Here is a 23,917-nt window from a genome sequence, read left to right on the forward strand (position 1 = left end):
CAAGCGGAAGCCGGATCGGCGAGAATAGCGGAGCCGGCAAAGCCGACAATCAGCGCGAAAGATCTGACCACCCGGTATCCCCTGTCGATCGCGGGGAATGTAAGATGAGACGATGTCTCGTGGCAATAAAAAAGGCTGGCGGATCGTCCGCCAGCCTTTTTCTGCAAGGCTTTTATCAGAAGACCTCGAACAGGCCCGCTGCGCCCTGGCCGCCACCGATGCACATGGTGACGACGGCATATTTCACGCCGCGGCGCTTGCCTTCGATCAGCGCGTGGCCGACGCAGCGCGCGCCGGTCATGCCGAACGGGTGGCCGATCGAGATCGAGCCGCCGTTGACGTTGAGCAGTTCGTTCGGGATGCCGAGCTTGTCGCGGCAGTAGAGAACCTGCACGGCAAAGGCTTCGTTGAGTTCCCAGAGGCCGATGTCGTCCATCTTGAGTTCGAAGCGTTCGAGCAGCTTCGGGATCGCGAAGACGGGGCCGATGCCCATTTCGTCGGGTTCGGTGCCCGCGACCGCCATGCCGACATAGCGGCCGAGCGGCTGGAGGCCGCGCTTTTCGGCGATCTTGGCTTCCATCACGACGCACGCCGACGAACCGTCGGCGAGCTGGCTGGCGTTGCCCGCCGTGATCGAAAAGCCTTCGCCCATCACCGGCTTCAGGCTCGCAAGCCCTTCGAGCGTCGTGTCGGGACGGTTGCACTCGTCCTTGTCGGCGACGACGTCCTTGAAGCTGACTTCCTTGGTTTCCTTGTCCATCACCGCCATCGTCGCCTTGCAGGCGACGATTTCGTCGTCATATTTGCCGGCCTGTTGCGCGGCGGCGGTGCGCTGCTGCGACTGGAGCGAATATTCGTCCTGCAGTTCGCGGCTGATGTTGTAGCGCTTCGCGACGACCTCGGCGGTGCCGATCATCGGCATATAGGTGTCCTTGTGCATCGCGATCAGTTCGGCGTCGGTCTCGATAAAGACCTTGCCGCTGCCGCTGACCTTCGAGATGCTTTCGATGCCACCCGCGACGGCAATGTCCTGGCGGTCGACGATGATCTGCTTCGCCGCGGTCGCGATCGTCATCAGGCCCGACGAGCACTGGCGGTCGATCGACATGCCGGGGACGGTGACGGGCAGGCCGGCGCGCAGCGCAACGAGGCGGCCGATGTTCATCGTCTGCGAACCCTGCTGCATCGCGGCGCCGAACAGCACGTCGTCGATTTCGCCGCCTTCGAGGCCGGCGCGCTCGACCGCGGCGCGGACCGCATGGGCGCCGAGCGTCGGCGCGAGGGTGTTGTTGAACGAGCCGCGCGCTGCCTTGGTCAGCGGAGTGCGGGCGGTGGAAACGATGACGGCGTCACGCATATTGATGTTCCTCTTCGAAGAGTTGGCAGAATCTTTGCCGGGGAGGGCTCAAACGAAAAACTGGCTGATCCATTCGGCGATCAGGGCGGGCTTTTCCTCGCCCTCGATCTCGACGGTGACCTCGTTGGTCTGTTGCCACTGGCCGGGGCGCTTTTCGTCGAGCTCGAGCAGCTTTACATGGCTGCGCACGCGCTTGCCCGAGCGGACGGGCGACAGGAAGCGGACCTTGTTGCAGCCGTAGTTGACGCCCATCTTGATCCCGCCGACCTTGGGGCCGTCGGTGCTCGCGCCGAGCAAAGGCAGCAGCGACAGGGTGAGGAAGCCGTGGGCGATCGTGCCGCCGAAGGGCGTCAGCCTGGCCTTTTCCTCGTCGACGTGGATGAACTGGTGATCGCCCGTCGCGTCGGCGAACTTGTTGATCATCTCCTGATCGACGAGCACCCAGTCGGAAGTGCCGAGATGCTCGCCGACCTTGGTCTGCAGTTCCTGCGGCGTGATGGTGGCCATATGTCATCCCCTGAAATTGCTGGTTCGGGGCGCGTTCTAGGCCTCTCTTGCCGCGTTGCACAAGAGCCAAGCCCTGTAGCCGCGGCGCCGTAGCGTCAGCCGGGCTTGCTGGTCTTTGCCGCCGCCGCCCTGGGCTTTGGAGACTCGGGATAGGGCATGATCATGGTCCCGTCGGGCGCCGCGGTAAAGGTCGTCTGCGTCGGGTAGGCAAACTCGTATCCCGCCTTCGCCATCGCCTCGAACAGCCGGATTCCGATATCGGTCCGCGCCGCGGCGACGACGTCGAACTCGTCGCTGAAAACGTCGAAGAGCAGTTCGAAATCGAGGCTCGACGGGCCAAAGGTCAGGAAGCTCGAACGGATGAATTCATGCCCGCCGGCGACGACCTGTTCTTCGAGCAAGGCGGGAAGGTCGCGGAGCATCTCGGGGCTGGTCTGGTAGATGACGCCGATCTTGAAGGTGATCCGGCGGCGGTGGAGATGCGCGAAATTGGTGATCTCCTTGCTCAGCAAATTGGTGTTCGAAATGACGAGCAGCTCGCCATTGAGCGAACGCAGCCGTGTGCTTTTCAGGCCGATCCGCTCGACGGTTGCGGTGCTGGTGTCGTACTTGATCGTCTCGCCGACGCGGAACGGCCGGTCGAAAATGATCGAGAGCGAGGCGAAGAGGTCGGAGAAAATGCCCTGCGCGGCGAGGCCGATCGCGATGCCGCCAATGCCGAGGCCGGCGATCAGGCCGGTGACGTTGACGCCCATATTGTCGAGGATGACGATCGCCGCGATCGCGAACAGCGCGATGCTGATGAGCAGGCGGATGATGCCCATCGCATTGCTGAGCGTTTCGTTATTCCCTTCGGCGGCGCGGCGCTGGATCAGCCCGAGCACGATCTCGCGCACCCAGATCGCGACCTGCAGCACCACGGCGACGGTAAAGACGAACTGGATCAGTTGCATGATCACCGCGGGCGGCTGCGCATAGCCCGTGACCATGCGGATCGCGATGATCGCGAGCACGGACGATTTGGTCTTGTGGATCACGCGCCCCGCGATGTGGGTCAGCGTCAGCTCGCCCTCGGCCGACTGCGCATGTTTGAGCGCGAAGCTGCGGACCATCGACAGGATGAAATAGATGAGCAGGCCGATGGCGATCGCGATGCCGATCTGCAGCCAGTGGCTGTTCACCCACGCGATGCTCAGGTCCCAATAGCGCTGGAGATCGTCGAGCGGATTGGTCGCGGCGGCCTTTGCGGGCGCGGCTTTCGGAGCGGCGGTGGTCGCGGCGGCGAGCAGGGAGAAAGTCACGTCACGTCCTCTTGAATCGGATCAGGCGGATTGGAGCAGCACCGCGGCCGCGGGCGCCTGCTCCAGATAGGTCAAAAATCCGCGTTCGTAACGCGAAAGATAACGCGTCGCGCGCGGCAGGTTGCCAACCATCGCGGCAAAGTCTTCGCGCCGCTGCGCCGCCGCGAGCATCGCGGGATGGACATAGGCCTTGCGCGCGATCGCGGGGGTGTTGCCGAGGCGGTGCGCGACATGTTCGAGCATCGCCTTCAATGTCGGGGGTTCGGGCGCGTCATAGAGGAAGGCGAAGGCCTCGACGCTCGCCGACCAGGTGCGGAAATGCTTCGCGCTGAATTCGTCGCCCATTGCCTCGCGAATATAGGCGTTCACATCTTCGGACGCGACGGCGCAGAGGCTATCGCCGTCTTCATATTGAAAAAGCTTCTGGCCGGGCAGGTCCTGCAGCCGCCGGACGAGCGTCGTCAGGCTGCGGTCGCTGATCGTCACTTCGCGTTTCGCGCCGCCTTTCGCGACATAGTTCAGGCGGAGCGTCCTGCCCGACAGCCTCGCGTGGCGCTGACGCAGCGTTGTTGCGCCGAAACTCCTGTTCGCCGTCACATATTGTTCGTTGCCGATTCGCAGCGCCGCAAGGTCGAGTAGCCGCACGACCGCTGCAACGACGCGTTCGGAGCACAATGTCCGCCGGGCGAGATCGTCGGCGAGGCGGGCGCGGAGGAGCGGCAGCGCGTGGCCAAAGGCGGCGCAGCGATCATATTTGTCGGCCTCGCGCGCCATCCGGAATTCGGGGTGGTAGCGGTATTGCTTGCGCCCGCGCGCGTCGTAGCCGGTCGCGAGAATATGGCCGTTCGGCGCGGGGCAGAACCACGCATCCTCATAGGCCGGCGGCAGCGCGATCGCGTTCAAGCGGTCGATTTCGTCGCGCTCGCGGATGATCCTGCCCTTGGCGTCGCGATAGCGCCAGCCCGCACCCGAGCGCTCGCGACCGATGCCGGGCAGGCTGTCGTCGACATGGACAAGGCGCGGGGCGGACATGCGTCCATAGCGCTCCGCCCCGCCCGATGGTTCCGATTCAGCCGGCGTCGATTACCGGGTGCCGCGCCGGTACCTGCGCCGGACGTGCGGTCAGCGGGCGCCATCCGGCTTCCTGCTCGCGGCGGCGGCAATAGGTCGACAACCCCATTTCGAGCGCGAGCATCATGTAGATGAAGGGCTGGAAGGCGATGCCGACGAACAAGGATCCGACCATATAGGTGATATGCCCGTTCTGTAGCGCGGTTGCGAGCGGGGCGATCCATTGTTCCTCGGCGCGCCGCGTCTTGAGATAGCGCTGCCTGAGCCGCTCCATCTGCACCAGCCCGACGGCGTGGAGGAAGAGCCAGAGCGCCAGGCCCGGATAGCCCTGTTCGCCCAGCATCTCGAAATAGCTCGAGTGATAGGCGCGCGAATGTTCTTCATAGACCGTGGCTTCGTCATTCTGCGGCGCCTTGGGATCATAGGCGCCCGCCGCCTTTTCGACGCGGACGCTGTTCTGGATATAGGCTTCGAAACCGCCGCCGAACGGATTGTCTTTCGCATATTCCCACGTCCACATCCACACGGCGACGCGGGTCGATGCCGACTGGTCGGACTTGTGATTCTGGATCGTCTCCATGCGCTCGGTAAAGCTTTGCGGCAGGAAGGGGATCGCCGCGACCGCGAGCAACCCCGCGCCAGCGACGTAGAGAAAGCGATGCTTGACCGCGCGCAGCGAGAGGACCGCGAGCACGGCAAGGCAGACGAGCCCGGTGCGCGCCTGCGTCCCCACCGGCAGCAGCATGCAGGCGAAGCAGAGCGCGAAGCAGAAGAGCGAGACGCGCCAGTCGGGCGGAAAGATCGTGCCGTGGCGCCGGTACCAGAGGATCAGCGGGATGATCGCGATGCCGACGGTCGACATGATCGACCCTTCGTACAGGCCGTAATTTTCGTTGAGCAGCAGCTGGAGCTGGCCGTAGCCGCCGCCGCCCGCCGCGGTCTTGATCCCGCCTGCGATCGCGATCGACGCCGCAGACAGCAGCATGATCAGGATCAGCGATTCGATCCGGAGTTTTGTCCGCAAGGTCAGCGGCAGGAAGATCGCCCAGACGAGCGCCTTCCACACCCAGCTCCATTTGTCGGCGGCCTCGACCGGAAAATCGGCCTGGATCGTCGTCATCCAGCAATAGAAGAGGAGCGCGACGAGCAGGAATTGCCGCCCCGACCATCTGGTATCGCGCTTGTCGTCGACGGCGAGCCAGCCGACGATCGCCAGCCCGAAGACGATCAGCGAAATCGGGATCGAGTTGATCAGAAAATAGCTGAGTCGCTGCGGCGCGACGATGTCGATGTAGCAAAAGCACAATATGAACAGGAACGGCTTCCTGAAGCCCACCCCGATGAAGGCGAACAGAAAGGCGACGAACACCATGTCACGCATCGGGGCGGGCATCCTGTTCGGCGCGTTCGGCATCGCGGCGCTGTTGCCATTGCAGGCGCGGGCTGACCTCGCGGTCGAGATCGTCGCGATAAAGCAGGCGCCATAACGCGATCGCCATCAGGACGTGCGTCAGGCCAATGGAAAAATTGTCGACCATGTCCGCTCCCGCTACGCGATCGGGGTTGACGCCGCGTTAAGGCTTGTATGTCAGTGCAATGGCCCATGACCCGCATCTTGCACGTCCTCGATCATAGCTTGCCCGCGCACAGCGGCTACACCTTTCGCACGCGCGCGCTGATGAAGGCGCAAGTCGCGAACGGGTGGGAGGTCGCCGGGGTCACCGGCGTACGCCACCCAGACCCCGGCGCCGACGGCGAAACCGTCGACGGGCTGACCTTTTATCGCACCCCGCCGATCGCGCCCGCGCGCGCGCCGATCCGCGAGTGGCGCGAGATCGGCGCGTTGGCCCGGCGCGTCGAGGCATTGGCGAAGGAATGGAAGCCCGACGTGCTGCATGCGCATTCGCCGGTGCTCGACGGGCTTGCGGCGCTGCGCGTCGGCAAAAAGCTGGGTATCCCGGTCATTTACGAAATCCGCGCCTTCTGGGAGGATGCGGCGGTCGGCAACGGCACCGGGCGCGAGGGCAGCCTGCGCTACTGGCTGACGAAGCAGCTCGAAACCCACGCGGTCAAATCGGCCGACGCGGTCGCGGTGATTTGCGAGGGATTGCGCGGCGACCTGATCGCGCGCGGGATCGATGCGCACAAGATCACCGTATCGCCGAACGGCGTCGACCTCGAGCTGTTCGGCGATCCGCCGCCGCGCGACGATGCGCTCGCCGATACGCTGGGGCTTGCCGAGGGCGATGCGGTGATCGGCTATATCGGCAGTTTTTACGATTATGAGGGGATCGACGACCTGATCGCGGCGATGCCCGCGCTGGTTGCAGCGCAGCCGCGGGCGAAGCTGCTCCTGGTTGGCGGCGGGCCGATGGAGGCGGCGCTGAAGGCGCAGGCGCTTTCATCGTCCGCCGCTTCGCACATATATTTCGTCGGCCGCGTCCCGCACCAGCAAGTCGAGCGCTATTATTCGCTCATCGATATCCTCGCCTATCCGCGCAAGAAGATGCGGCTGACCGACCTTGTCACGCCGCTGAAGCCGCTCGAGGCGATGGCGCAGGGGAAGCTTGTCGCCGCGTCCGACGTCGGCGGGCATCGCGAGCTGATCGAGGATGGCGAAACGGGCACGTTATTCGCCCCCGACGACCCCGCCGCGATCGCCGGCGCGCTGGCCGCGCTGCTCGAAAATCGGGCGATGTGGCCCGAACGAAGGCGGACAGCACGTATTTTTGTCGAAAACCATCGTAACTGGTCATCAAACATTTTACGTTACGAGCCGGTTTACCAGCGATTGCTGCGCAGCGCCGCCTGACGGCTGCCAGGGATCGACGACAGGATGGCCCGACGGCCGCACGGATTTGGACGATATGGACGAGACCAGCGAAAACTCCCGCAGGGCCATCTGGACCGCGCTGCTGCGCGTGCTGCGGCCCGCGCTGCCGGCGGTGATCGGCGCTGCTGCGCTGACCTTCCTGTTCGCGGCGGTGATGCCGATGTCGTGGGTCGCGGGTATCAGTTGGAACCTGTATCTCGATCGCCTTTCCGATTTCTTCATGCCGCCGATCGGCAATGCCGGCCGGCTGGCACTTGCGCTCGGGATGGCGGCCGTCGCAGCCGTCCTTGCCGGCCTCGTCGCGCTGCTGATCGCGAAACCCGAGGCGGCCGGGCTGACGTCGCTGCGCCGCCGCGTTCGTCCGCCGGCCGACGTGACGAGTGACGATGATGACGGCGAAGCGGTGCTGACGCGTCGTCGCCGCGTCGACCTGCATCCCGACGATGCGCCGCGTCCGCCGATCCGCGCCGGCCGAGATCTGCCGGCGGGCGGGCTCGGCCCGCTGAATGGAAATCGCGCTGAAGAAGCTGCCGTGCCGGACCCGTGGCTGCGCGAACCCGATACGGACGAGGCGGACGAGCTAGTACTCGCCGACCTTGCGCCCGAAGATGCCGTTGCGGGCGAAGAGCCCTGGTTGCAGCCCGCCGAGATGACGGGGCCGGCCATTCCCGACCCCGCCGACAATTCGCTTGGCGCGATGGTCGCCCGTTTCGAGGCCGGTCTGGCGCGTCGGCGTCACGCGCCGGATGTGGCGGCCGCCACCGTCGCGATCCCGGTCCCCGAAGGGGCCGGGCCCAGGGGCGAGCCCGAAGTCGACTTCGCCCTCGAAGCCGCGCTTGGCACGCTGCAACGGATGACGCGCCAGTCGGTCGGTTAATCCTCGACAGTCAATATTTCGATTTGCAGCACGTCCTGCGCCGCTCCGCGCTCGACCGCGATATCGGCGACGATATGCCCCGGCAGTGTCCATTCGGCTGCGCTCAACCGTTCCTGGAGCGCCGCGCCAACCATGGCGGCGTCGCCCACCGCAAGGGTACAGGGAAACAGGTGACGTGCGCCGACGAAACTGGCGCTCGCCCACGGCCGGAAGGTTGAGGCGCCGGGCGCCAGCCCGTACGGCAATTCGCGTGCAAGCAAGTGACGCAGCCGGCGGTGCGGACATCCCGGCCGCGGCGGCTGTGCGGGCGACCAGCGCATCATGCCCGCGCTCCCGCGCCGGCATTTCGCGCCGCCCGCGAACGGCGATCGCCTCGTGGCACGACGCGCCCCGCATGACGGTCGGCGCGCCATTTGTTCATGAAATGTTCCACACGACATATCAGCTGGCGGCCGGGTTCGCGTCCGCCGCGCAAGTCGCTGACAAGCCGCGGGTCGTGGACCGCGGCGCGCCCGAACACGCTCGGCGGCATCGCCGATTCCTTCAGGAAGGCCTCGATCCGTTGCAACAGGCTGCGCTCCATAACTTCCTCCCTGACCGCTTCGAAACCGGGCGACTCACCCGATAGGATATTTCCTATTTGATGCTCATTTTCCTACTTGTCTAGGAAAAATCCGCTTGCTAGAGAAGAAATAGGAAGGACCGGCCCCCAGCGAAGCTTATGAGCGATTTTGTCCAGGATCCGCGCGCTGCGCTCGACCGCCTCTTGACCGACAAGGGGATCGACTATGCGCGCCTGTCGCAGGTGATCGGGCGCAATCCCGCCTATATCCAGCAATATATCAAGCGCGGGTCGCCGCGACGGCTGGCCGAACAGGACCGCGCGCGCATCGCCGCTTATCTGGGGGTATCCGAAGCGATGCTGGGGGGACCGGTCCAGCGTATCGCGACCCCGTCGCGGGTGCGCGGACCCGGGATGATCCTTGTGCCCAAACTTGCGATCGGTGCCTCGGCAGGCGCGGGGGCGAGCATCGATGGCGAGCCGGTCGAGGGCGAAGTCGCGTTCGACCCCAAATGGCTACGCGGTCTGGGCGCCGATCCGCGCGCGCTCAGTATCATCCGGGTCGAGGGCGATTCGATGGCGCCGACGCTCGACGACGGCGATGACATATTGGTCGACGGCGGTGATGCTGCAGCGCGGCTGCGCGACGGCATTTACGTGCTGCGCATGGACGATGTGCTGATGGTGAAGCGCGTCGCGCGCGCGCCGGGGCAGGGGCGGATTTCGGTGATCAGCGACAATCCGCACTATCGCAGCTGGGATGATCTGCCGATGAGCGCGGTGCAGCTCGTCGGGCGCGTCGTCTGGACCGGCCGGCGGGTGAGATAGCCGCCTAGCGCGGCGCCATCAGCGCTTCGATTTCATGGTCGAGCACTTCGGCGCGCTGGCATTGTTCGCTGTTGCCGGCCTGGCATTTCTCCGCGGCCTTGTCGCGCTGGCGCGTCAGCTTGCCCATCTGTTCCTCGCGCTTGCGAAGCTCGCGGCCGCGGTTGCGGTCGGACTCGTCCTGGCTGGTCGTCGACCAGTCGGCGACCTGCCCGACGGCCTTGACCGGCGCGGTGACGACCGTCTTGACCGCGCTGACACATCCGGCGAGCAAAGGGGCGGTCAGCGCCGCGATGATGATGGCACGCATGGTCTTCTCCCTCGCCAATGGCGCCTCATCGCATAGCCGCGGCTCTGTGAACAGCAGATTGCGATGGACGGTCCGCCGTTTCCGGCCGCTGTCACAGCTTTGAAACAAATGGTTAAAGCCGTCTTTACCATCAGCGATTAGGCACGGCGCCACCAAGCCACCCTGCGCCGCGAAGAGAGACAGATGAACCCCGTCGACCTTGTCATTGCCCCATCGTCCGGCCATTCGGCGGCGATCGGCGTCGATGCGCAGCTGTCCGAAGTGATCGAGACGTTTCGGGCGAACCCCGATCTGCGCATTCTCGCGGTGCTCGATGCGCAGGACGTTCCGGTCGGCATCGTTCGCGAACAGCGGATCCGCGAACTGCTTTTCTGTCCCTACTGGTTTTCGCTGATGCAGAATCCGACCATCGGCGGCTCGATCGCTTCGATGATCGAACCCTGTCTGACCGCCGACGTGTCCGAGACGACCGCCAATCTGCTGCGGATGGTTTCGGGCTCGAAGCGCCACGACGGCCTTGTCCTCGTCGAGCGCGGGCGTTTCGTCGAAACGCTCGATGCGGGGCAACTTGCACGGCTCGCGATGCTGCGCGAGGTCGAGGTGGCGCAGGACCGCGCCGCGCGCGCGTCGCTGGTCGACGACGCCGGTCGCCGGTTCCAGCAGGACATTGCCGCGCTGACCGCGACGCTTTCCGACATGGCGCGCGAGGTCGAAGCCGTCGCGCTCAGATTGTCGACGCGCGCGCAACAGACGGGACAGGATGCGATTTCGGTGGCGGGCGCCACCGCACAGACACTGGCGGGCCTGCGCGAACTCGGCGATCGGGGACAGGCGCTGGCAGGATCGATGGCGCGGATCGTCGACGATGGCGCGCGGGCGCGCGCGGTCCGCCACGAGGCGCATCTGAAGGTGAAGCAGGCCGGCGAACGCGCCATCGCGCTGAAGGCCGCAAGCCAGTCGATCGAGCATATGCTGACGCTGATCATCGACATGGCAAGCCGCACCAACATGCTTGCGCTCAATGCCGGGATCGAGGCCGCCCGCGCCGGCGATGCCGGCCGCGGCTTTGCGGTCGTCGCCGCGGAGGTCAAGTCGCTGGCGAGGCAGACGCGCGTCGCGGCAAGCGATATCACCCCCTATGTCGACCGGATCCGCGACATCGTCGAACAGGTCGCGGTCGGCTTTGCCGAGGTCGAGCGGGCGATCGACGCGAACAATGGCTTTTCCGACGCGATCGACCATGCGGTCGACGGCCAGAGCGCGACGACACTGGTCATCGCCAGCTATGTCGAACAGGCGGTGTCGGCGGGGCGCGAGGTCGACCAGCGCGTCCAGCATATCAGCCGCGGCGCCAATGCCGTCGGCGAGGGTGCCCAGTCGCTCGGGCAACTGTCGGCCGGGCTGACGCAGGCGGCGACATCGCTCCACCAGCGCGCCCGTCATTTTGTCGAGGCCGTCGCCGTCGCCTGACCTCTCCGGACGGCGGAACCTATACGCTATTCAAGCACTTGCCGCGTGACCCCGACGTGCTACGATGCCTTTGCGCCGGAGGCGTCGATGGCCGTCGGCGGGAGGAGGGTCACCATGACGAATATCCAAAAGGGTCTGGCCGAATTTATCGGCACGTTCTGGCTTGTCTTTGGCGGTTGCGGCAGCGCGGTCCTTGCGGCCGCCTTTCCCGATGTCGGGATCGGATTGCTCGGCGTTTCGCTCGCATTCGGTCTGACGGTCGTCACCATGGCCTATGCGATCGGCCACATATCGGGTTGCCATCTGAATCCCGCCGTCACGGTCGGATTGTGGGCGGGCGGGCGCTTCGAGGCGCGCGATATCCCGCTTTACGTCATCGCGCAGGTGCTGGGCGCGATCGTGGCGGCGTTCCTGCTGTTCTACATCGCCAGCGGCAACCCCGCCTATGACCTTGCCACCAACGGCCTCGCCGCCAACGGTTTCGACGCGGGTTCGCCCGGCGGTTACGACCTGATTTCGGGCTTCACGATCGAAATCCTGCTCACCGCTTTCTTCCTGTGGATCATCATGGGCTCGACTGACGGCCGCGCACCGGCGGGCTTTGCGCCGATCGCCATCGGCCTCGCGCTGACGCTGATCCATCTCATCTCGATCCCGGTCACCAACACCTCGGTCAATCCGGCGCGCAGCACCGGCCCGGCGCTGGTTGTTGGCGGCCTTGCGATCCAGCAGCTGTGGCTGTTCTGGGTCGCGCCGCTGATCGGCGGTCTCGTCGGTGGCTGGCTGTATCGCACGGTCGGCGCGGACCGTTTCCCGAAACCGAATATCGAAGGCGAATGACGCCGGTCCGGCGGGGGCGAAAACCTCCGCCGGTCCTATTTCAGCAGGTCGACCGCAAAGGCTCGGACGTCGGCCGCCATATCGGAGCGTTCGAGCGCTACGGCGAGATTGGCCTGGATATAGCCAGCTTTCGATCCGCAGTCGTAGCGCGCGCCGTCGAAGGTGACGGCGTGGAAGGGCTGGTTGCCGATCATCGTCGCCATCGCGTCGGTGAGCTGGATTTCACCGCCGGCGCCCTTTTCCTGCTTCTCGAGCACGCGCATCACTTCGGGCTGCAGGATATAGCGGCCCGAAATGATCAGGTTCGACGGGGCGTCCTCGGCCTTGGGTTTCTCGACCAGCGCTGTCACCTCGGTCAGCGCGCCGTCGCGTGCGCCCGGCGCGATGACGCCATAGCTCGACACCTGCTCGTGCGGCACTTCGAGGACCGAGATCAGGTTTCCGCCGACCCGATGGTACGCATCGACCATCTGCTTCATGCAGCCGGGCGACCCGTGCATGAATTCGTCGGGCAGGAAGATCGCGAAAGGTTCGTCGCCGACGATATCGCGCGCGCACCAGATCGCGTGACCCAGCCCGAGCGGTTCCTGCTGCCGGACATAGGCGCAGGCGCCGGGTCCGAGCCGCGTCGGTTCGAGCACCGACAAATCCTTGCCGCGTTCCGACATCGTCTTTTCCAGTTCGAACGCGACGTCGAAATGATCCTCGATCGCGCTCTTGCCGCGACCGGTGACGAAGATCATCTGCTCGATCCCCGCCTCGCGCGCCTCGTCGACCGCATACTGGATCAGCGGCCGGTCGACGACCGGCAGCATCTCCTTGGGGATCGCCTTGGTCGCGGGCAGGAAGCGGGTGCCGAGGCCGGCAACGGGAAATACGGCTTTGCGGATCGGTTTCATGGGCCGGGCTTAGCCGCGAATTTGATGCAAGAAAAGTGCGGTTGCGGGGCGTCTCGTCGCGTTATTCGGGCGCGACGATCACGACCACGCGGCGGTTGTCCTGGCGCCCTTCGGCGGTCGCATTGCTCGACAGCGGCAGCGTTTCGCCGCGACCGACGATCTGGTCCGCGGTGAAGCGCATGCCGCTCCCCTGCATCGGACCCGCCACGGCCTGCGCGCGCGCCTGCGACAGCGTGAGGTTATAGGCGGAGGTGCCGGTCGAATCGGTATGGCCTTCGACCCGCGCGGTCGTGATGCCGACCGAAACAAGCTTGGCCGCAATTTCGCCGATCCGTTGCTGCTGATCGGCCGGCAGGGCGCTTTCGTTCGAAGGAAAGAGCAGCCGTTCGGGCATGCTCAGCTCCCAGCCGGGGCCGGTTTCGACGAAGCCCTGCGACTGGAGCATCGCGACCTGCGCCGGGTTGAAACCCGTCGGCGGCGGGACGCTCTGGCACGCGGCGAGCAGCGCCGCAAAGGCAGCGGCGAGGAAGAGGCGGATCTTGTGGGGGAAGGCGTCGGTCACGGTATCACTCCGCTGGTCATGAACAGGGGTCATCGGGAACGGTTAGTCAATTTGTCGGCATACATGGCCGCGTCTGCTGCGGTCAGCAGCGCGGTCGCGTCGCTGCCGTTGTCGGGAAAGGTCGCCACGCCGACGCTGACCGCGGCGCGATAGGTTTCACCCCCGGGCAGCAGGACGGGTTCGGCGACGCTGGTACGGATCCGGCTGGCCAGTCCTTCGGGATCGACCTCGCTGTCGAGCTCGACGATGACGATGAATTCGTCGCCGCCGATCCGTGCGGCAAAGTCACCCTTGCGCAGCGATTCCTTGATCCGCGCCGACAGCGCGACGAGCACCGCATCGCCGGCCGCGTGACCGAAATTGTCGTTCGCCGCCTTGAAGTTATCGGCGTCGATGAACAGCAGGGCGAAGCGGCTGCCGCGGGCCTCGGCGGTCTCGATGCGCTGACCGAGATGCTCGTCGAAGGCGTCGCGGTTCGGCATCGCCGTCAGCGTGTCGTGTGTGGCGCGGTGCGCGAGCATCGCGCGTTCGCTCTCCATATTCCCCTGCCAGCCCTGCAATTCGTCGAGCAGGGCGTTGATATCGCCGCCCAGCCGGTGGAGTTCGGTGATGCCGAGCGGCTGGACACGCTTGTCGAACCGGCGATGCAGGCGCACGTCGTGGGCGACGGTTGCGATCTCGTTGAGCGGCTTGACCAGCTCATACTCGAAGCGCCGCGCAAGGAAGATGGTCCCCAACGCGGTGATCAGCAGGCAGCCAAGCCCGGCGAGCAGCCCGATGCGGACATAGTCGATCAGGGTCGAACTATCGCCCCAAACCTCGATCGTCCCGATCGCCGATCCATTGCGCTGGACGGTCACCGAAAAGGGGCGGGGGAAAAATATCCGGGTCAGGATCGGCGCGGGGTCGGCGGCGGGCGACGTCCACTGGGTCAGCGGCTGGCCGACGTCGTTGAGAACGCGCAGCCGGGCAATGCCGGGGATATGGGTAAGCGGCTCGAGCCCTTCACGAACCGCCTGCGGGTCATTGAACACGAGCGCGGGTTCGACGCCATAAGCGCCGAGCTGGGCTGCCAGTTCCATATTGCGGTCGGCATAGCCGCGCAGTGCCGTCACCCCGGCGAGCAGGATCGTCAGGCCCGAAAGCGCGACCGCGAACAGGGTGATGCCGAAATGAAAACGCGACAGCAGTTTTTGCAACGTCGTGTGCGCGCCGATTCGTTCGACGGGGCGATTGGAGCCGGGCCCGGTCATGACGCGCCCCCGCCGATGCGGAGTACACGCGGATCGATCCGCAGCGGGCCACGTCCGATCGCGTCGAGGTTGACCGAGAAGCTGAGGCTTGCCGTCCGGTTGCTCAGGCAGAACATCGCGCCATAAATGCACGCGGCATCGTCGTCGGTGATGGTCAGTACCGGGCGCCCGCGTACCCACGCGATCAACTGCCGGCGGTCGGCGACCGGCATGCGGCCGAGGAACAATATGTCGCAATCGGTGCGTGTGGTCGCGATTTCTGTGCTCAGGCGGCGAACGACGACCGATCCGGGGCCGGGAACATCGGGCGCCATGCTGTCGGTCAGTCGCGGGGTTCCGACGATGCACATGACACGCGCCGTCTTCGCCGATCCATCGGGCCAGCGGGCATAGCTGACGATGCCACCGACCATCCGGTTGACCGCACGGGTCATCCCGCCCGAGCCGTCTTCGACAACCGTCTGGCTTGCGGCCTGGACCGACATCTGGGGCGTTGTGGACAACGCACCGATCAGAAACAGCGATGCCAGCACCCGGCAGCGACCCCCAACTGCGTTTCAGGGGCATCCTGCCCCAGCGAAGGCGCGTCCGCTAGTCAAAACAATTGGAAAGTCAATGAAAAGTGACGTCATGCTGCCATATTGCAACAGTCGCAGCATTGTTTCGGTGTGTGCTTATCCGGCGCGCAGGCGGTCACTGAAGCCCTTGCGCAATTTGGCGAGCTTCGGCGGGATAACCGCTATGCAATAGGGATTGCGCTGGCCCTCGCCCTCCCAATAGGCCTGGTGATAGTCCTCGGCCGGATACCAGTCGGACGCGCTTTCGATCGTCGTGACGATCGGCGCCGGCCAGTCGGCGGCGGCGCGTTCGATGCCCGCGCGCGCGGCGTCGGCCTGCGCGGCATCGAGCGGGAAGAGCGCGCTGCGGTACTGGGTGCCGACGTCGTTGCCCTGGCGATTGAGCGTCGTCGGATCGTGCGTCGCGAAATGGACATCGAGCAGATCGTCATAGGAAATCACCGACGGGTCGAAGGTGATGCGGATCGCCTCGGCATGGCCGGTATCGCCGCCGCACACCTGCTTGTAGGTCGGGTTGGGGACCGTGCCGCCGATATACCCGCTTTCGACGCCGTCGACGCCGGCAAGCGACTGGAATACGGCTTCGGTGCACCAGAAGCAGCCTCCGGCAAAAATGGCGGTCTCACGGGTCATGGCATCGGTCCTTATGGCGAAAGCGGGAAGACGCCAAAATAGGGTGCGCGCACCTTCATTCCAAGGGCGGCGGTGCGTCGATCAGCGGGGGATGCAGCGGCTGACCCGCCGCGCGCGCCGCCGCGATGGCCGTCGCTTCGGCTTCGAGCGAGGCAACGCGGTCGCGCCAGCGCGGGTGGGTGCCGGCCTGGAGCAGCGGCCGCCCTTTCCGCTGACCGAAGCGGGTCCAGAAGCGCGCAGCCGCCGCAGGGTCGTAACCTGCTCCCGCAAGGAGCCACACCGACAGGCGATCGGCCTCGACCTCGGTCTGGCGGAACAGGCGGGCATTGCGGCCGAACTGCCTCGCCAGCCCGCGATCGACCCCGACGGCGTCGAGGCGGTCGCGGTGGCGCAGGATGTTGTGCGCCAGCTCGTGCGCGATGGCGGCCGCAAGTTCGTCGTCATGCGTGGCGAATTGCGCGAGGCCGTAGTTCACCAGCACCATGCGGCCGTCGGCGACGGCACCCGGCTTCGCGCTTGGCTCGACGCGAAAATCGCTGACGCACCCCGGCACCGGCGCGATATCGATGGCCCGCCCCTCGCCGCCATCGAGCGCGAGGCGCGCGCCGGGCGGCAAGGCGGCCAGAGAGGTCTCGATCGCGGTGATGCGGGCAAAGGGGTGGTCGCCGTCGCCTTCGGGAACGGGCGCCCCCTGTATCCCGACCACCGCGGCCCCCACACGCATCCCCGCTGCTGCGGCGGGCGATGCAGGCGCGATGGCAGCAATGAAAGGCGCATCGCGATCACTTGCCCCATAGGCGGCCAGCGCTTCCGGACGCCGATCAGCGTCGTAGAGCCGCGGGTCACTCCAGATCCAGCCGAACTGCGGCTGATGCGCGGGGCACCATGCGGCGTTGGCGGTGGTCAGGCGAAAGCCGATCGTTGCGACGCGCGCTTCGATCGCCGCCCAATCGCGATAGGAGGTCGCGGCGCCAGCCATGACCGGAGCGGACGTTGCCGCAAGCAACAGGGCGACAAGCAGGGACGGGGCGCGGCGCAGCATCGGAAGCGCTTACCAATGCCCGGCTGTCGGAGCCATGAATTTTCCCGAATCGCGTCATTCCGGACCTCTTGCCTATCGCCCGGCAAGCGCCGATAGGGCGGGCGATGACGCACGCCTCCACCCTGTCTTCGCCCGCCCTGCGCCGACCACGTCCCGTGGCGCTCGCCCGCTGGCTCTGGGCCGTCGCCCTGCTCGTGATCGCGGTCGTCGCCGTCGGCGGCATCACGCGGCTGACCGAATCGGGCCTGTCGATCACCGAATGGAAGCCGGTGTCGGGCGTGCTGCCGCCGCTGAGCGAAGCGGGCTGGCAGGCCGAGTTCGAGAAATACAAGCAGATTCCCGAATATAAGGCGATCAACCTCGGCATGACGCTCGAGGGGTTCAAGGCGATCTTCTTCTGGGAATGGCTGCATCGCATTCTCGGGCGGCTCGTCGGCATGGCGCTGCTCGTTCCGTTCATCTGGTATGCGTGGCGCCGCGCGATTCCCGCCGGCTACGGCTGGCGGCTGCTGGCGCTCGCCGCGCTGGTCGGCCTGCAGGGCGCAATCGGCTGGTGGATGGTCGCCTCGGGGCTCGAATATCGCACCGACGTCAGCCATTTCCGCCTCGCGACGCATTTGTTGACCGCGCTATTCCTGCTCGCGGGGCTCGTGTGGACCGCCCGCGACCTCGGTGCGCTGGCGCGCGATCCGGCAGCGCGGCCGGCGCGACTGACCGGGCCCGCTATCGGGATCGTCGCGATTCTGTTCGTCCAGTTGCTGCTCGGCGCGTGGGTGGCGGGGCTCAATGCCGGTTATGTCGCCAGCACCTGGCCGCTGATGAACGACCATTTCGTGCCCGAGGGCATCGACTGGGCGGGCGGGGCGTGGCTCGCGCTGACCAACGACCCCTTCCTGATCCATTTCCTGCATCGCTGGTGGTCGTGGATGGCCGCGCTGGCCCTGCTGCTCCTCGCGCGTCACCTGGCGCGGCGCGGCGCGCGGCGCGAGGCCGGGCTGCTCGTCGCGGTGGTCGCGGCGCAGATGCTGCTCGGTATCTGGACCGTCGTGTCGGGGGTTTCGATGTGGGTCGCGGTGATGCACCAGGTGACCGGGGCGATTCTCGTGGCGATTGCGGCGGCGGCGCTCCACCGGCTGGGCCATAACGCTGCATGACGCCGGCGGGCGGCCTCTTCGGCGCGCTGCTGCTGCTCTCGGCCCAACCCTTGCCGCCGCCCGACGGCACCCCCGCTGCGGCGGTCACGCAATTCAGTTTCGCGCCGCCGGTCGATCGACCGATGACATATCGCGTGACGACGCGCCGGATCGGCCGCGACGGATCGCTGATCAATTTCTCGCTCGTCTATGACCTGCGATGGCAGCGCGTCGGACGCGGCTACCAGCTCGATGCCGTGTTGCAGCGGATCGATTCGGACGCCCGGCCCGAAATGAAGCGAGCGCTGACGCTGATGCTGGAACCGCTTGTGGGCGAAGCGATGGCCTATCTCGTCGCGCCCGACGGCAGCCATATCAACCTCGTTGATCCCGAAGGATTGTGGGCGCGGGTGACCGCGCGGATCGAAGCGGCGGGAACCGCGGCGGGGCGCCCCGAAGCGAAGCAACTGGCCAGGCTGATCGCTGCGCTTCCCGCCGCCGATCGCGACCGGCTGGCGACCGCCGACATCCGGGCACTGGTCGCGCCTGCTAACGACGCGATCCCGGTCGCGGCCGGCGGCGCCAGCGTATCGATGCGGCACGACGGGACGCATCAGACTTTCGCCAGGGTCGAACGCGATTCGGCCGCGGTCCGTGCGGCTGCCCGGCCGCTCGAAATCGACAATCTGTGGACCGTCGATACCGCCACCGGACTCGTCGTTCGCGAGCAGCGGCAGAGCTGGATCGTCGAGGCCGATGGCGACGGGCGCACGCTTGTCGAGGAGCGGGTGCGCGCGCTCGAACCGGCACCCTGAACAAGGTGGTATTATAATACCCGTCAGCAAAGCCGCGATCTGCTTGACTTTCCGCCCCGCTTTCGCCATTGGCCCGCTCCGAAGCGCCGCTTCGTCCCTTTGGACAGGCGGCGCGGTTTGTTTCGGGCGGCGCGTGTCGCTCGTCCTAGTCCATCTCTGTCAAGGAGCGTGCCATGAAGGCGCTGACCAAGACGACTGTTTCGGCGAATGCTGCCACGGTCGAAAAGAAATGGGTGCTGATCGACGCCGAGGGTCTCGTTGTGGGCCGCGTTGCTTCGATTATCGCCAACATCCTGCGCGGCAAGCACAAGCCGTCGTTCACCCCGCACGTCGATTGCGGTGACAATGTCATCGTCATCAATGCGGAGAAGGTGGCGTTCACCGGCAACAAGCTGCAGGACAAGCGTTACTACAAGCACACCGGCTATGCCGGCGGCATCAAGGAAACGAGCCCCGCGAAGATCCTCGAAGGCCGTTTCCCCGAGCGCGTGCTCGAAAAGGCTGTCGAACGCATGATCCCGCGCGGCCCGCTCGGCCGCCAGCAGATGCGCAACCTGCGCATCTTCGCCGGCACCGAACATCCGCACGAAGGGCAGAACCCCGAAGTGATCGACGTCGCGTCGATGAACCGCAAGAACAAGGTGGGTGCATAATGGCTGACGAACAGACCATGACCGATCTCAAGGATCTCGCCGGCGCCGTCGAAGGCAGTGTTGCCGCTCCGGTTTCGAACACGCCGCTGCGCGAAAAGCAGGTCGACAAGCAGGGCCGCGCCTATGCGACCGGCCGTCGCAAGGACGCCGTTGCCCGCGTGTGGATCAAGCCCGGCACGGGCAAGATCACCGTCAACGGCCGCGACCAGGAAGTTTACTTCGCACGCCCGACGCTGCGCCTCGTCATCAACCAGCCCTTCGGCCTGACCGAACGCACTGGCCAGTATGACGTGATCGCAACGGTCAAGGGCGGTGGCCTCTCGGGCCAGGCGGGCGCCGTGCTGCACGGCATCGCACAGGCGCTGACCCGCTTCGAACCGGCGCTGCGCAGCCCGGTCAAGGCGGCTGGCTTCCTGACCCGCGACAGCCGCGCCGTCGAGCGCAAGAAGTACGGCAAGGCAAAGGCCCGCCGCAGCTTCCAGTTCTCGAAGCGCTAAAAGCTTTCTTCCGTCGACGGACGGAGAAGGGAAGGGCGGTCCGGCAACGGGCCGCCCTTTTCCTTTGGGCGATCGATATCCGGGTGGATGTCGGCTTTGGGGTGGAGAGCTGTCCCTTTTGTGCACCCCGGCGAAAGCCGGGGCCCAGAGCGTAATTGCGCAATGCCAGCCTTCTGACGCCATGGGCCCCGGCTTTCGCCGGGGTGCACATCCCTATCGGCAACTCCCGGTCGAAAGCTGCCTTCCTTCCCTCTTCGTGGCGGCCGGTGAACCCGCAAGCGCCCGATGCGGCACCCGATAGAAATTCTAAATTGCAAATGACTCGCAATAACATATAAGCCCACCCGCGCCGCCTTCTTCGCGCGCTGGAAAGGACCCCGATGTACGCCTTTGTCGACCAGCCGGTCGAAAGCCTCTGCAACGGTGGGCGTTTCCTGCTCTGGGCGATGCGCGGATGGGTCCGTGCTGCCGAACGCGGCCAATGCCCGCCGCAATTGCTGCACGCGGTTTTGTAGCCGTCGAAGCGCCGGGCGCACTGCCCGACTTCCATATCGCGATGGCGATGCTTGGCGGCGATGCGGTGGAAACGCTGGTCCTTGCGCCCATGCCGTGCCTCCAGATTTCAGAGGATGAAGCAATTCTGCTTGGACTCTGGCGCGACTTTTCTCTTGGGAACAGCGCAAATGCCCGCCGGGTGCTGGCCTTGCTGGCCGAGGGAGACAGCGCCGGTCCGATCGCAAAGGCGATGGGCGCCGTCGTCGACCGGCTGGTCGCGGCGGGATTCGACATGTCGGCCCTCGCGGCCGGCGCCATGACACATCAGGAAAGTTCAAAGTGATGAGTGATCGTATTGCCGAAGCCGCCAAGCTGGCTCCTTCCGCCTCGCTGACCGTCGAGGAGGTGCGTTCGGTCCGGCACTGGAACGAACATCTGTTCAGCTTCACGATCAGCCGCCCGCCGAGCTTCCGCTTCCGCTCGGGCGAGTTCGTGATGATCGGCCTGCCGGGCGAGGGGCGTCCGCTGCTGCGCGCCTATTCGATCGCCAGCCCCGCCTATGCCGACGAACTCGAATTCCTGTCGATCAAGGTCCCCGACGGCCCGCTGACCTCGCGGCTCCAGCTGATCCGGCCGGGCGACCCCGTCTATCTCGGCCGCAAGCCGACGGGTACGCTCGTCGCCGATGCGCTGACTCCCGGCCGGCGGCTGTTCATGCTCTCGACCGGCACCGGCCTCGCGCCCTTCCTCAGCCTCGCGCGCGACCCCGATATCTATGAACGCTTCAACCAGATCGTGATTGTCCATTGCGTACGGCAGGTCAGCGATCTCGCCTTCCGCGACGAGCTCGAGAGCCAGCTCGCGGGCGATCCGCTGGTGCAGGATCAGGCGCTGCTTCAGTTCCACTATCTGCCGACGGTGACGCGCGAGCCCTTCCGCACGACGGGCCGCATCGATGCGTTGATCGAAGACGGCTCGCTCTTCGGCCATCCGCTGACCGGCCCGACCGCTTTCGATCCCGCGACCGACCGCGTCATGATGTGCGGCAGCATGGCGATGATCCGCGACCTGCAGGCGCGTTTCGAAGAACTGGGCTTCACCGAAGGCTCGAACGCCGCGCCCGGCGATTTCGTGATCGAGCGCGCGTTCGTGGGCTAAGGCCGAATATCTCAGGGCTTGTCGGCGTAAGCCTTCACCAGGTCGAACATATAGTCGCGCCCGACATAGACCGAGCGCACTTCCATACGTTCGTTGAGGCCGTGCGCGCCATTGCCGTCGGGGTCGCCCCACATGCCCGGGATGCCATAGGTCGGGATGCCAACCGCGCCGAGGAAGGTCGCGTCGGTATAACCATTGGCCATCGACGGGATGACCTTCAGCCCCGGCCAATATTTGTCGACGAGCGTCTGCATCGGCCCGATAACCTTGGGGTCGAGCGGCGGTGCGGGTGGAGCAGGGCGCTTGGGTGGCAGCTGGGTGATGGTGACGCCGGGGTCGCCGATCACTTTCGCCAGCTCGTCCTTGATCGATTCGATGCTGTGCCCTGGAAAGATGCGGCAGTTGATGTTCGCGCCAGCGCGCTGCGGCAAGGCATTCGGGGCATGCCCGCCGTCGAGCAAGGTCGCGACGCAGGTGGTGCGCAGGTTGCTGTGCAGGAACGGGTCCTTGCCCACGATCGCCTCGGCTGCCTTGTCGGCGGGATTCTTCGCGAGCGCGACCATCGCCTTGCCGGTCTCGTCGCCGCGCGCGGCGCCGGCCTCGGCAAAGAAGCGTCGCGTCGTCTCGGTCATCTCGACCGGGAAGTCGTAATCGTCGATTTTCGTCAGCGCGCGCGCGAGTTCGTAGATCGCGTTGGCGGGCACGGGTGCCGAGCTATGGCCGCCTGGGTTGCGCGTTTCTAGGCGGAAGTTGGCGAAGGTTTTTTCGCCGACCTGTACCGATTGGCCGAGCACTTTTCCCTTGCCGTCGCTGTCGCCGCCGCCGCCTTCGTTCAAGGCGAATTCGGCGTCGATCAGGTCGCGCCTGTTCGCTGCGAGCCATTCGACCCCGTTGAACGCCCCGTTGGTTTCCTCGCCGCAGGTCAGCGCGACCTTGACCGTGCGCTTGGGCTTGTAGCCGGCCTGTTGGAAGCGGATTAGCGTGTCGACCCATACCGCCGCCTGCGCCTTGTCGTCGGCGGTGCCGCGGCCATAGAAATAGCCATTCTCCTCGACCATCACGAACGGGTCGCGCTCCCAGTCGGCGCGCTTCGCCTCGACGACGTCGATATGCGCGACGAGCAGGATCGGTTTCGCGGTCTTGCTCGTCCCCGGGTAGACCGCGACGAGGCCGCCTTCCTTCGGATTTTCGGGCGTCGCGAACAGGGTGAGCTGGCTGTCGGCGACCCCCGCCGCCTTCAGCCGTGCCGCCATCCGTTCGGCGGCGAGCGTGCAGCTGCCCGACGACAGCGTCGTATTGGTTTCGACCAGCTCCTTGTAAAGGTCGCGGAACGCCAGCTGGTCGGCGCGCGGCTGTACATCGGCGGCGGTCGCGGGCGCTGCAAATAGCAAGGCGGACGTCAGCAGCGCGGACAGCGTCTTCATAGATTTCTCCCCTGTTTTGCAAACGAAAGGAGCAGAAAGGCTGCGCGACCGCAAGCCGCGAAACGCGTTCGTCTTGCGTTGCGTCAGGCTTTCGCGCAATCCGGCCCGAGGGAGAGGAGCAAGCGTGACGAGAATGAATGACGATCCGCCGGGGCTGGTGGCGCGCGCGGTGCGTCGCCTGCTGCTTTTGCTGTACCGGCTACGCGGATGGAAAGCGGTGGGCGAGGTTCCCGAACCGCGGCGCTTCGTCCTGATTGCGGCGCCGCACACGAGCAATTGGGACTTCGTCAATTTCCTCGGGCTGACCGCCGACCTCAGGATCCGCCCCTTCTTCATGGCGAAGCTGTCGTTGTTCCGCTGGCCGATCGGCGGTTTCATCCGCCAGATGGGCGGCGTGCCGGTCGATCGCCGCGGCGGCGGCAATGTCGTGCAGCAGTCGGTGGAGGAGTTTGCGCGCCGCGCCGAATTCATGCTCACCGTCGCGCCCGAAGGGACCCGCGGCAAGGCAGCGAAATGGCGCACCGGCTTTTACCAGATCGCGCTCGCGGCGAAGGTGCCTCTCGTCGTCGGCTTCATGGATTATGGCACCCGGACCGGCGGGCTTGGCCCGCTGATCTGGCCGACAGGCGATTTTCGCGCCGACATGATGAAGGTTTTTGAGGTATATAGGCACTGCACCGCCCGATTCCCCGAGCGCCAGGCGCGTTCGATCGATGATATCGTCGGCCGCGGCGAGGAACGAGACATGCGCGCGTGAGCGACGCCCTTCTATTGCTGACGGTCAATTTCGGCGGATTGCTCGCCGTGATCCTGCTGCTGTTG

General features: G+C 65.8%; 29 protein-coding genes. 13 read left to right on the forward strand and 16 right to left on the reverse strand.

The window, feature by feature from the left end:
* Positions 1-175 precede the first annotated feature (175 nt).
* The 6 genes from VGD20_RS17325 to VGD20_RS17350 form a co-directional block, all read right to left on the reverse strand.
* Positions 176-1,357 (reverse strand): acetyl-CoA C-acyltransferase, encoded by a 1,182-nt coding sequence (locus tag VGD20_RS17325; RefSeq protein WP_331135625.1) that lies wholly within the window; start codon positions 1,355-1,357, stop codon positions 176-178.
* A gap of 48 nt (positions 1,358-1,405) precedes the next feature.
* The gene (locus VGD20_RS17330) at positions 1,406-1,864 is read right to left on the reverse strand and encodes a MaoC family dehydratase (protein ID WP_331135626.1); all 459 of its coding nucleotides are present in this window, start codon (positions 1,862-1,864) and stop codon (positions 1,406-1,408) included.
* Between the two features lie 95 nt (positions 1,865-1,959).
* Positions 1,960-3,165, reverse strand: a complete 1,206-nt coding sequence (locus tag VGD20_RS17335) for a mechanosensitive ion channel family protein (protein WP_331135627.1) — start codon at positions 3,163-3,165, stop codon at positions 1,960-1,962.
* Positions 3,166-3,186: 21 nt separating this feature from the next.
* Positions 3,187-4,197, reverse strand: coding sequence for a DNA topoisomerase IB (locus tag VGD20_RS17340; RefSeq protein WP_331135628.1), 1,011 nt, complete (start codon positions 4,195-4,197; stop codon positions 3,187-3,189).
* 37 nt (positions 4,198-4,234) lie between these two features.
* Positions 4,235-5,617 carry a putative O-glycosylation ligase, exosortase A system-associated gene (locus VGD20_RS17345; protein WP_331135629.1) on the reverse strand — a complete coding sequence of 461 codons (1,383 nt, stop codon included), beginning with the start codon at positions 5,615-5,617 and terminating at the stop codon, positions 4,235-4,237.
* Positions 5,610-5,774: a hypothetical protein gene (locus tag VGD20_RS17350; RefSeq protein ID WP_331135630.1), complete on the reverse strand. Its 165-nt coding sequence runs from the start codon at positions 5,772-5,774 to the stop codon at positions 5,610-5,612. The genes VGD20_RS17345 and VGD20_RS17350 overlap by 8 nt, the downstream gene beginning before the upstream one ends.
* A gap of 65 nt (positions 5,775-5,839) precedes the next feature.
* Between VGD20_RS17350 and VGD20_RS17355 the strand changes: the two genes are divergently transcribed.
* Both VGD20_RS17355 and VGD20_RS17360 read left to right on the forward strand, forming a co-directional pair.
* Positions 5,840-7,048 (forward strand): TIGR04063 family PEP-CTERM/XrtA system glycosyltransferase, encoded by a 1,209-nt coding sequence (locus tag VGD20_RS17355; protein WP_331135631.1) that lies wholly within the window; start codon positions 5,840-5,842, stop codon positions 7,046-7,048.
* A gap of 55 nt (positions 7,049-7,103) precedes the next feature.
* Positions 7,104-7,946, forward strand: a complete 843-nt coding sequence (locus VGD20_RS17360; protein ID WP_331135632.1) for a hypothetical protein — start codon at positions 7,104-7,106, stop codon at positions 7,944-7,946.
* On the opposite strand, the gene VGD20_RS17365 is transcribed toward VGD20_RS17360, so the two are convergent.
* Positions 7,943-8,269 carry a hypothetical protein gene (locus tag VGD20_RS17365; RefSeq protein ID WP_331135633.1) on the reverse strand — a complete coding sequence of 109 codons (327 nt, stop codon included), beginning with the start codon at positions 8,267-8,269 and terminating at the stop codon, positions 7,943-7,945. The genes VGD20_RS17360 and VGD20_RS17365 overlap by 4 nt on opposite strands.
* On the reverse strand, positions 8,266-8,529 hold the full coding sequence (locus tag VGD20_RS17370; protein WP_331135634.1) for a hypothetical protein: 264 nt from the start codon (positions 8,527-8,529) through the stop codon (positions 8,266-8,268). Before VGD20_RS17370 ends, VGD20_RS17365 begins: the two co-directional genes overlap by 4 nt.
* 138 nt (positions 8,530-8,667) lie before the next feature.
* On the opposite strand from VGD20_RS17370, the gene VGD20_RS17375 reads away from it, so the two are divergent.
* On the forward strand, positions 8,668-9,336 hold the full coding sequence (locus VGD20_RS17375) for a S24 family peptidase (protein ID WP_331135635.1): 669 nt from the start codon (positions 8,668-8,670) through the stop codon (positions 9,334-9,336).
* A 4-nt stretch (positions 9,337-9,340) separates the two neighbouring features.
* On the opposite strand, the gene VGD20_RS17380 is transcribed toward VGD20_RS17375, so the two are convergent.
* On the reverse strand, positions 9,341-9,643 hold the full coding sequence (locus VGD20_RS17380; protein ID WP_331135636.1) for a hypothetical protein: 303 nt from the start codon (positions 9,641-9,643) through the stop codon (positions 9,341-9,343).
* Positions 9,644-9,826: 183 nt separating this feature from the next.
* Here VGD20_RS17380 and VGD20_RS17385 point away from each other — a divergent pair, with 183 nt between their 5' ends.
* Both VGD20_RS17385 and aqpZ read left to right on the forward strand, forming a co-directional pair.
* Positions 9,827-11,113: a methyl-accepting chemotaxis protein gene (locus VGD20_RS17385; RefSeq protein ID WP_331135637.1), complete on the forward strand. Its 1,287-nt coding sequence runs from the start codon at positions 9,827-9,829 to the stop codon at positions 11,111-11,113.
* A 114-nt stretch (positions 11,114-11,227) separates the two neighbouring features.
* On the forward strand, positions 11,228-11,953 hold the full coding sequence (gene aqpZ / locus VGD20_RS17390; protein WP_331135638.1) for an aquaporin Z: 726 nt from the start codon (positions 11,228-11,230) through the stop codon (positions 11,951-11,953).
* 35 nt (positions 11,954-11,988) lie between these two features.
* Here the strand turns inward: aqpZ and galU are convergent, their stop codons facing one another.
* The 6 genes from galU to VGD20_RS17420 all read right to left on the reverse strand — a co-directional run bounded on the left by galU (position 11,989) and on the right by VGD20_RS17420 (position 16,920).
* Positions 11,989-12,852 carry a UTP--glucose-1-phosphate uridylyltransferase GalU gene (galU, locus tag VGD20_RS17395; RefSeq protein ID WP_331135639.1) on the reverse strand — a complete coding sequence of 288 codons (864 nt, stop codon included), beginning with the start codon at positions 12,850-12,852 and terminating at the stop codon, positions 11,989-11,991.
* 61 nt (positions 12,853-12,913) lie between these two features.
* On the reverse strand, positions 12,914-13,447 hold the full coding sequence (locus VGD20_RS17400) for an OmpA family protein (protein ID WP_331135640.1): 534 nt from the start codon (positions 13,445-13,447) through the stop codon (positions 12,914-12,916).
* Positions 13,444-14,667 carry a diguanylate cyclase gene (locus VGD20_RS17405; protein ID WP_331135641.1) on the reverse strand — a complete coding sequence of 408 codons (1,224 nt, stop codon included), beginning with the start codon at positions 14,665-14,667 and terminating at the stop codon, positions 13,444-13,446. Before VGD20_RS17405 ends, VGD20_RS17400 begins: the two co-directional genes overlap by 4 nt.
* Complete coding sequence (locus tag VGD20_RS17410) at positions 14,664-15,200, reverse strand: YfiR family protein (RefSeq protein WP_331135642.1); 537 nt, start codon at positions 15,198-15,200, stop codon at positions 14,664-14,666. The genes VGD20_RS17405 and VGD20_RS17410 overlap by 4 nt, the downstream gene beginning before the upstream one ends.
* A gap of 141 nt (positions 15,201-15,341) precedes the next feature.
* Complete coding sequence (gene msrA, locus VGD20_RS17415) at positions 15,342-15,878, reverse strand: peptide-methionine (S)-S-oxide reductase MsrA (RefSeq protein WP_331135643.1); 537 nt, start codon at positions 15,876-15,878, stop codon at positions 15,342-15,344.
* Positions 15,879-15,933: 55 nt separating this feature from the next.
* Entirely contained in the window at positions 15,934-16,920 is a 987-nt protein-coding gene (locus VGD20_RS17420) for a M48 family metallopeptidase (RefSeq protein ID WP_331135644.1), read from the reverse strand.
* A 104-nt stretch (positions 16,921-17,024) separates the two neighbouring features.
* Between VGD20_RS17420 and VGD20_RS17425 the strand changes: the two genes are divergently transcribed.
* The 7 genes from VGD20_RS17425 (at position 17,025) to VGD20_RS17455 (ending at position 21,671) form a co-directional block, all read left to right on the forward strand.
* Positions 17,025-18,074 (forward strand): COX15/CtaA family protein, encoded by a 1,050-nt coding sequence (locus VGD20_RS17425; RefSeq protein ID WP_331135645.1) that lies wholly within the window; start codon positions 17,025-17,027, stop codon positions 18,072-18,074.
* Entirely contained in the window at positions 18,071-18,868 is a 798-nt protein-coding gene (locus tag VGD20_RS17430) for a hypothetical protein (protein ID WP_331135646.1), read from the forward strand. Before VGD20_RS17425 ends, VGD20_RS17430 begins: the two co-directional genes overlap by 4 nt.
* 173 nt (positions 18,869-19,041) lie before the next feature.
* On the forward strand, positions 19,042-19,521 hold the full coding sequence (gene rplM / locus VGD20_RS17435; protein ID WP_054586551.1) for a 50S ribosomal protein L13: 480 nt from the start codon (positions 19,042-19,044) through the stop codon (positions 19,519-19,521).
* Entirely contained in the window at positions 19,521-20,018 is a 498-nt protein-coding gene (gene rpsI / locus VGD20_RS17440) for a 30S ribosomal protein S9 (protein ID WP_331135647.1), read from the forward strand. The genes rplM and rpsI overlap by 1 nt, the downstream gene beginning before the upstream one ends.
* A 380-nt stretch (positions 20,019-20,398) precedes the next feature.
* The gene (locus tag VGD20_RS17445; RefSeq protein WP_331135648.1) at positions 20,399-20,533 is read left to right on the forward strand and encodes a hypothetical protein; all 135 of its coding nucleotides are present in this window, start codon (positions 20,399-20,401) and stop codon (positions 20,531-20,533) included.
* A gap of 41 nt (positions 20,534-20,574) precedes the next feature.
* Positions 20,575-20,856, forward strand: coding sequence for a hypothetical protein (locus VGD20_RS17450; protein ID WP_331135649.1), 282 nt, complete (start codon positions 20,575-20,577; stop codon positions 20,854-20,856).
* Positions 20,856-21,671, forward strand: a complete 816-nt coding sequence (locus VGD20_RS17455; RefSeq protein ID WP_331135650.1) for a ferredoxin--NADP reductase — start codon at positions 20,856-20,858, stop codon at positions 21,669-21,671. Before VGD20_RS17450 ends, VGD20_RS17455 begins: the two co-directional genes overlap by 1 nt.
* An 11-nt stretch (positions 21,672-21,682) precedes the next feature.
* Here VGD20_RS17455 and VGD20_RS17460 read toward each other — a convergent pair whose 3' ends face one another.
* Complete coding sequence (locus tag VGD20_RS17460) at positions 21,683-23,095, reverse strand: M20/M25/M40 family metallo-hydrolase (protein WP_331135651.1); 1,413 nt, start codon at positions 23,093-23,095, stop codon at positions 21,683-21,685.
* A 133-nt stretch (positions 23,096-23,228) separates the two neighbouring features.
* Here VGD20_RS17460 and VGD20_RS17465 point away from each other — a divergent pair, with 133 nt between their 5' ends.
* Positions 23,229-23,852, forward strand: coding sequence for a lysophospholipid acyltransferase family protein (locus VGD20_RS17465; protein WP_331135652.1), 624 nt, complete (start codon positions 23,229-23,231; stop codon positions 23,850-23,852).
* The last annotated feature ends 65 nt before the right edge of the window (positions 23,853-23,917 follow it).

Origin of the sequence: Sphingopyxis sp. (genome assembly GCF_036402335.1) — a bacterium.
Classification (GTDB): Bacteria; Pseudomonadota; Alphaproteobacteria; order Sphingomonadales; family Sphingomonadaceae; genus Sphingopyxis.

Excerpts from the sequence above, each read along its gene's own strand:
- VGD20_RS17325 (WP_331135625.1), bottom strand. The coding sequence starts at position 1,357 with ATGCGTGACGCCGTCATCGTTTCCACCGCCCGCACTCCGCTGACCAAG.
- VGD20_RS17330 (WP_331135626.1), bottom strand. The coding sequence starts at position 1,864 with ATGGCCACCATCACGCCGCAGGAACTGCAGACCAAGGTCGGCGAGCAT.
- VGD20_RS17340 (WP_331135628.1), bottom strand. The coding sequence starts at position 4,197 with ATGTCCGCCCCGCGCCTTGTCCATGTCGACGACAGCCTGCCCGGCATC.
- VGD20_RS17345 (WP_331135629.1), bottom strand. The coding sequence starts at position 5,617 with ATGCGTGACATGGTGTTCGTCGCCTTTCTGTTCGCCTTCATCGGGGTG.
- VGD20_RS17350 (WP_331135630.1), bottom strand. The coding sequence starts at position 5,774 with ATGGTCGACAATTTTTCCATTGGCCTGACGCACGTCCTGATGGCGATC.
- VGD20_RS17355 (WP_331135631.1), top strand. The coding sequence starts at position 5,840 with ATGACCCGCATCTTGCACGTCCTCGATCATAGCTTGCCCGCGCACAGC.
- VGD20_RS17360 (WP_331135632.1), top strand. The coding sequence starts at position 7,104 with ATGGACGAGACCAGCGAAAACTCCCGCAGGGCCATCTGGACCGCGCTG.
- VGD20_RS17365 (WP_331135633.1), bottom strand. The coding sequence starts at position 8,269 with ATGATGCGCTGGTCGCCCGCACAGCCGCCGCGGCCGGGATGTCCGCAC.
- VGD20_RS17370 (WP_331135634.1), bottom strand. The coding sequence starts at position 8,529 with ATGGAGCGCAGCCTGTTGCAACGGATCGAGGCCTTCCTGAAGGAATCG.
- VGD20_RS17375 (WP_331135635.1), top strand. The coding sequence starts at position 8,668 with ATGAGCGATTTTGTCCAGGATCCGCGCGCTGCGCTCGACCGCCTCTTG.
- VGD20_RS17380 (WP_331135636.1), bottom strand. The coding sequence starts at position 9,643 with ATGCGTGCCATCATCATCGCGGCGCTGACCGCCCCTTTGCTCGCCGGA.
- VGD20_RS17385 (WP_331135637.1), top strand. The coding sequence starts at position 9,827 with ATGAACCCCGTCGACCTTGTCATTGCCCCATCGTCCGGCCATTCGGCG.
- aqpZ (WP_331135638.1), top strand. The coding sequence starts at position 11,228 with ATGACGAATATCCAAAAGGGTCTGGCCGAATTTATCGGCACGTTCTGG.
- galU (WP_331135639.1), bottom strand. The coding sequence starts at position 12,852 with ATGAAACCGATCCGCAAAGCCGTATTTCCCGTTGCCGGCCTCGGCACC.
- VGD20_RS17400 (WP_331135640.1), bottom strand. The coding sequence starts at position 13,447 with ATGACCCCTGTTCATGACCAGCGGAGTGATACCGTGACCGACGCCTTC.
- VGD20_RS17405 (WP_331135641.1), bottom strand. The coding sequence starts at position 14,667 with ATGACCGGGCCCGGCTCCAATCGCCCCGTCGAACGAATCGGCGCGCAC.
- msrA (WP_331135643.1), bottom strand. The coding sequence starts at position 15,878 with ATGACCCGTGAGACCGCCATTTTTGCCGGAGGCTGCTTCTGGTGCACC.
- VGD20_RS17420 (WP_331135644.1), bottom strand. The coding sequence starts at position 16,920 with ATGCTGCGCCGCGCCCCGTCCCTGCTTGTCGCCCTGTTGCTTGCGGCA.
- VGD20_RS17425 (WP_331135645.1), top strand. The coding sequence starts at position 17,025 with ATGACGCACGCCTCCACCCTGTCTTCGCCCGCCCTGCGCCGACCACGT.
- VGD20_RS17430 (WP_331135646.1), top strand. The coding sequence starts at position 18,071 with ATGACGCCGGCGGGCGGCCTCTTCGGCGCGCTGCTGCTGCTCTCGGCC.
- rplM (WP_054586551.1), top strand. The coding sequence starts at position 19,042 with ATGAAGGCGCTGACCAAGACGACTGTTTCGGCGAATGCTGCCACGGTC.
- rpsI (WP_331135647.1), top strand. The coding sequence starts at position 19,521 with ATGGCTGACGAACAGACCATGACCGATCTCAAGGATCTCGCCGGCGCC.
- VGD20_RS17445 (WP_331135648.1), top strand. The coding sequence starts at position 20,399 with ATGTACGCCTTTGTCGACCAGCCGGTCGAAAGCCTCTGCAACGGTGGG.
- VGD20_RS17450 (WP_331135649.1), top strand. The coding sequence starts at position 20,575 with ATGGCGATGCTTGGCGGCGATGCGGTGGAAACGCTGGTCCTTGCGCCC.
- VGD20_RS17455 (WP_331135650.1), top strand. The coding sequence starts at position 20,856 with ATGAGTGATCGTATTGCCGAAGCCGCCAAGCTGGCTCCTTCCGCCTCG.
- VGD20_RS17460 (WP_331135651.1), bottom strand. The coding sequence starts at position 23,095 with ATGAAGACGCTGTCCGCGCTGCTGACGTCCGCCTTGCTATTTGCAGCG.
- VGD20_RS17465 (WP_331135652.1), top strand. The coding sequence starts at position 23,229 with ATGAATGACGATCCGCCGGGGCTGGTGGCGCGCGCGGTGCGTCGCCTG.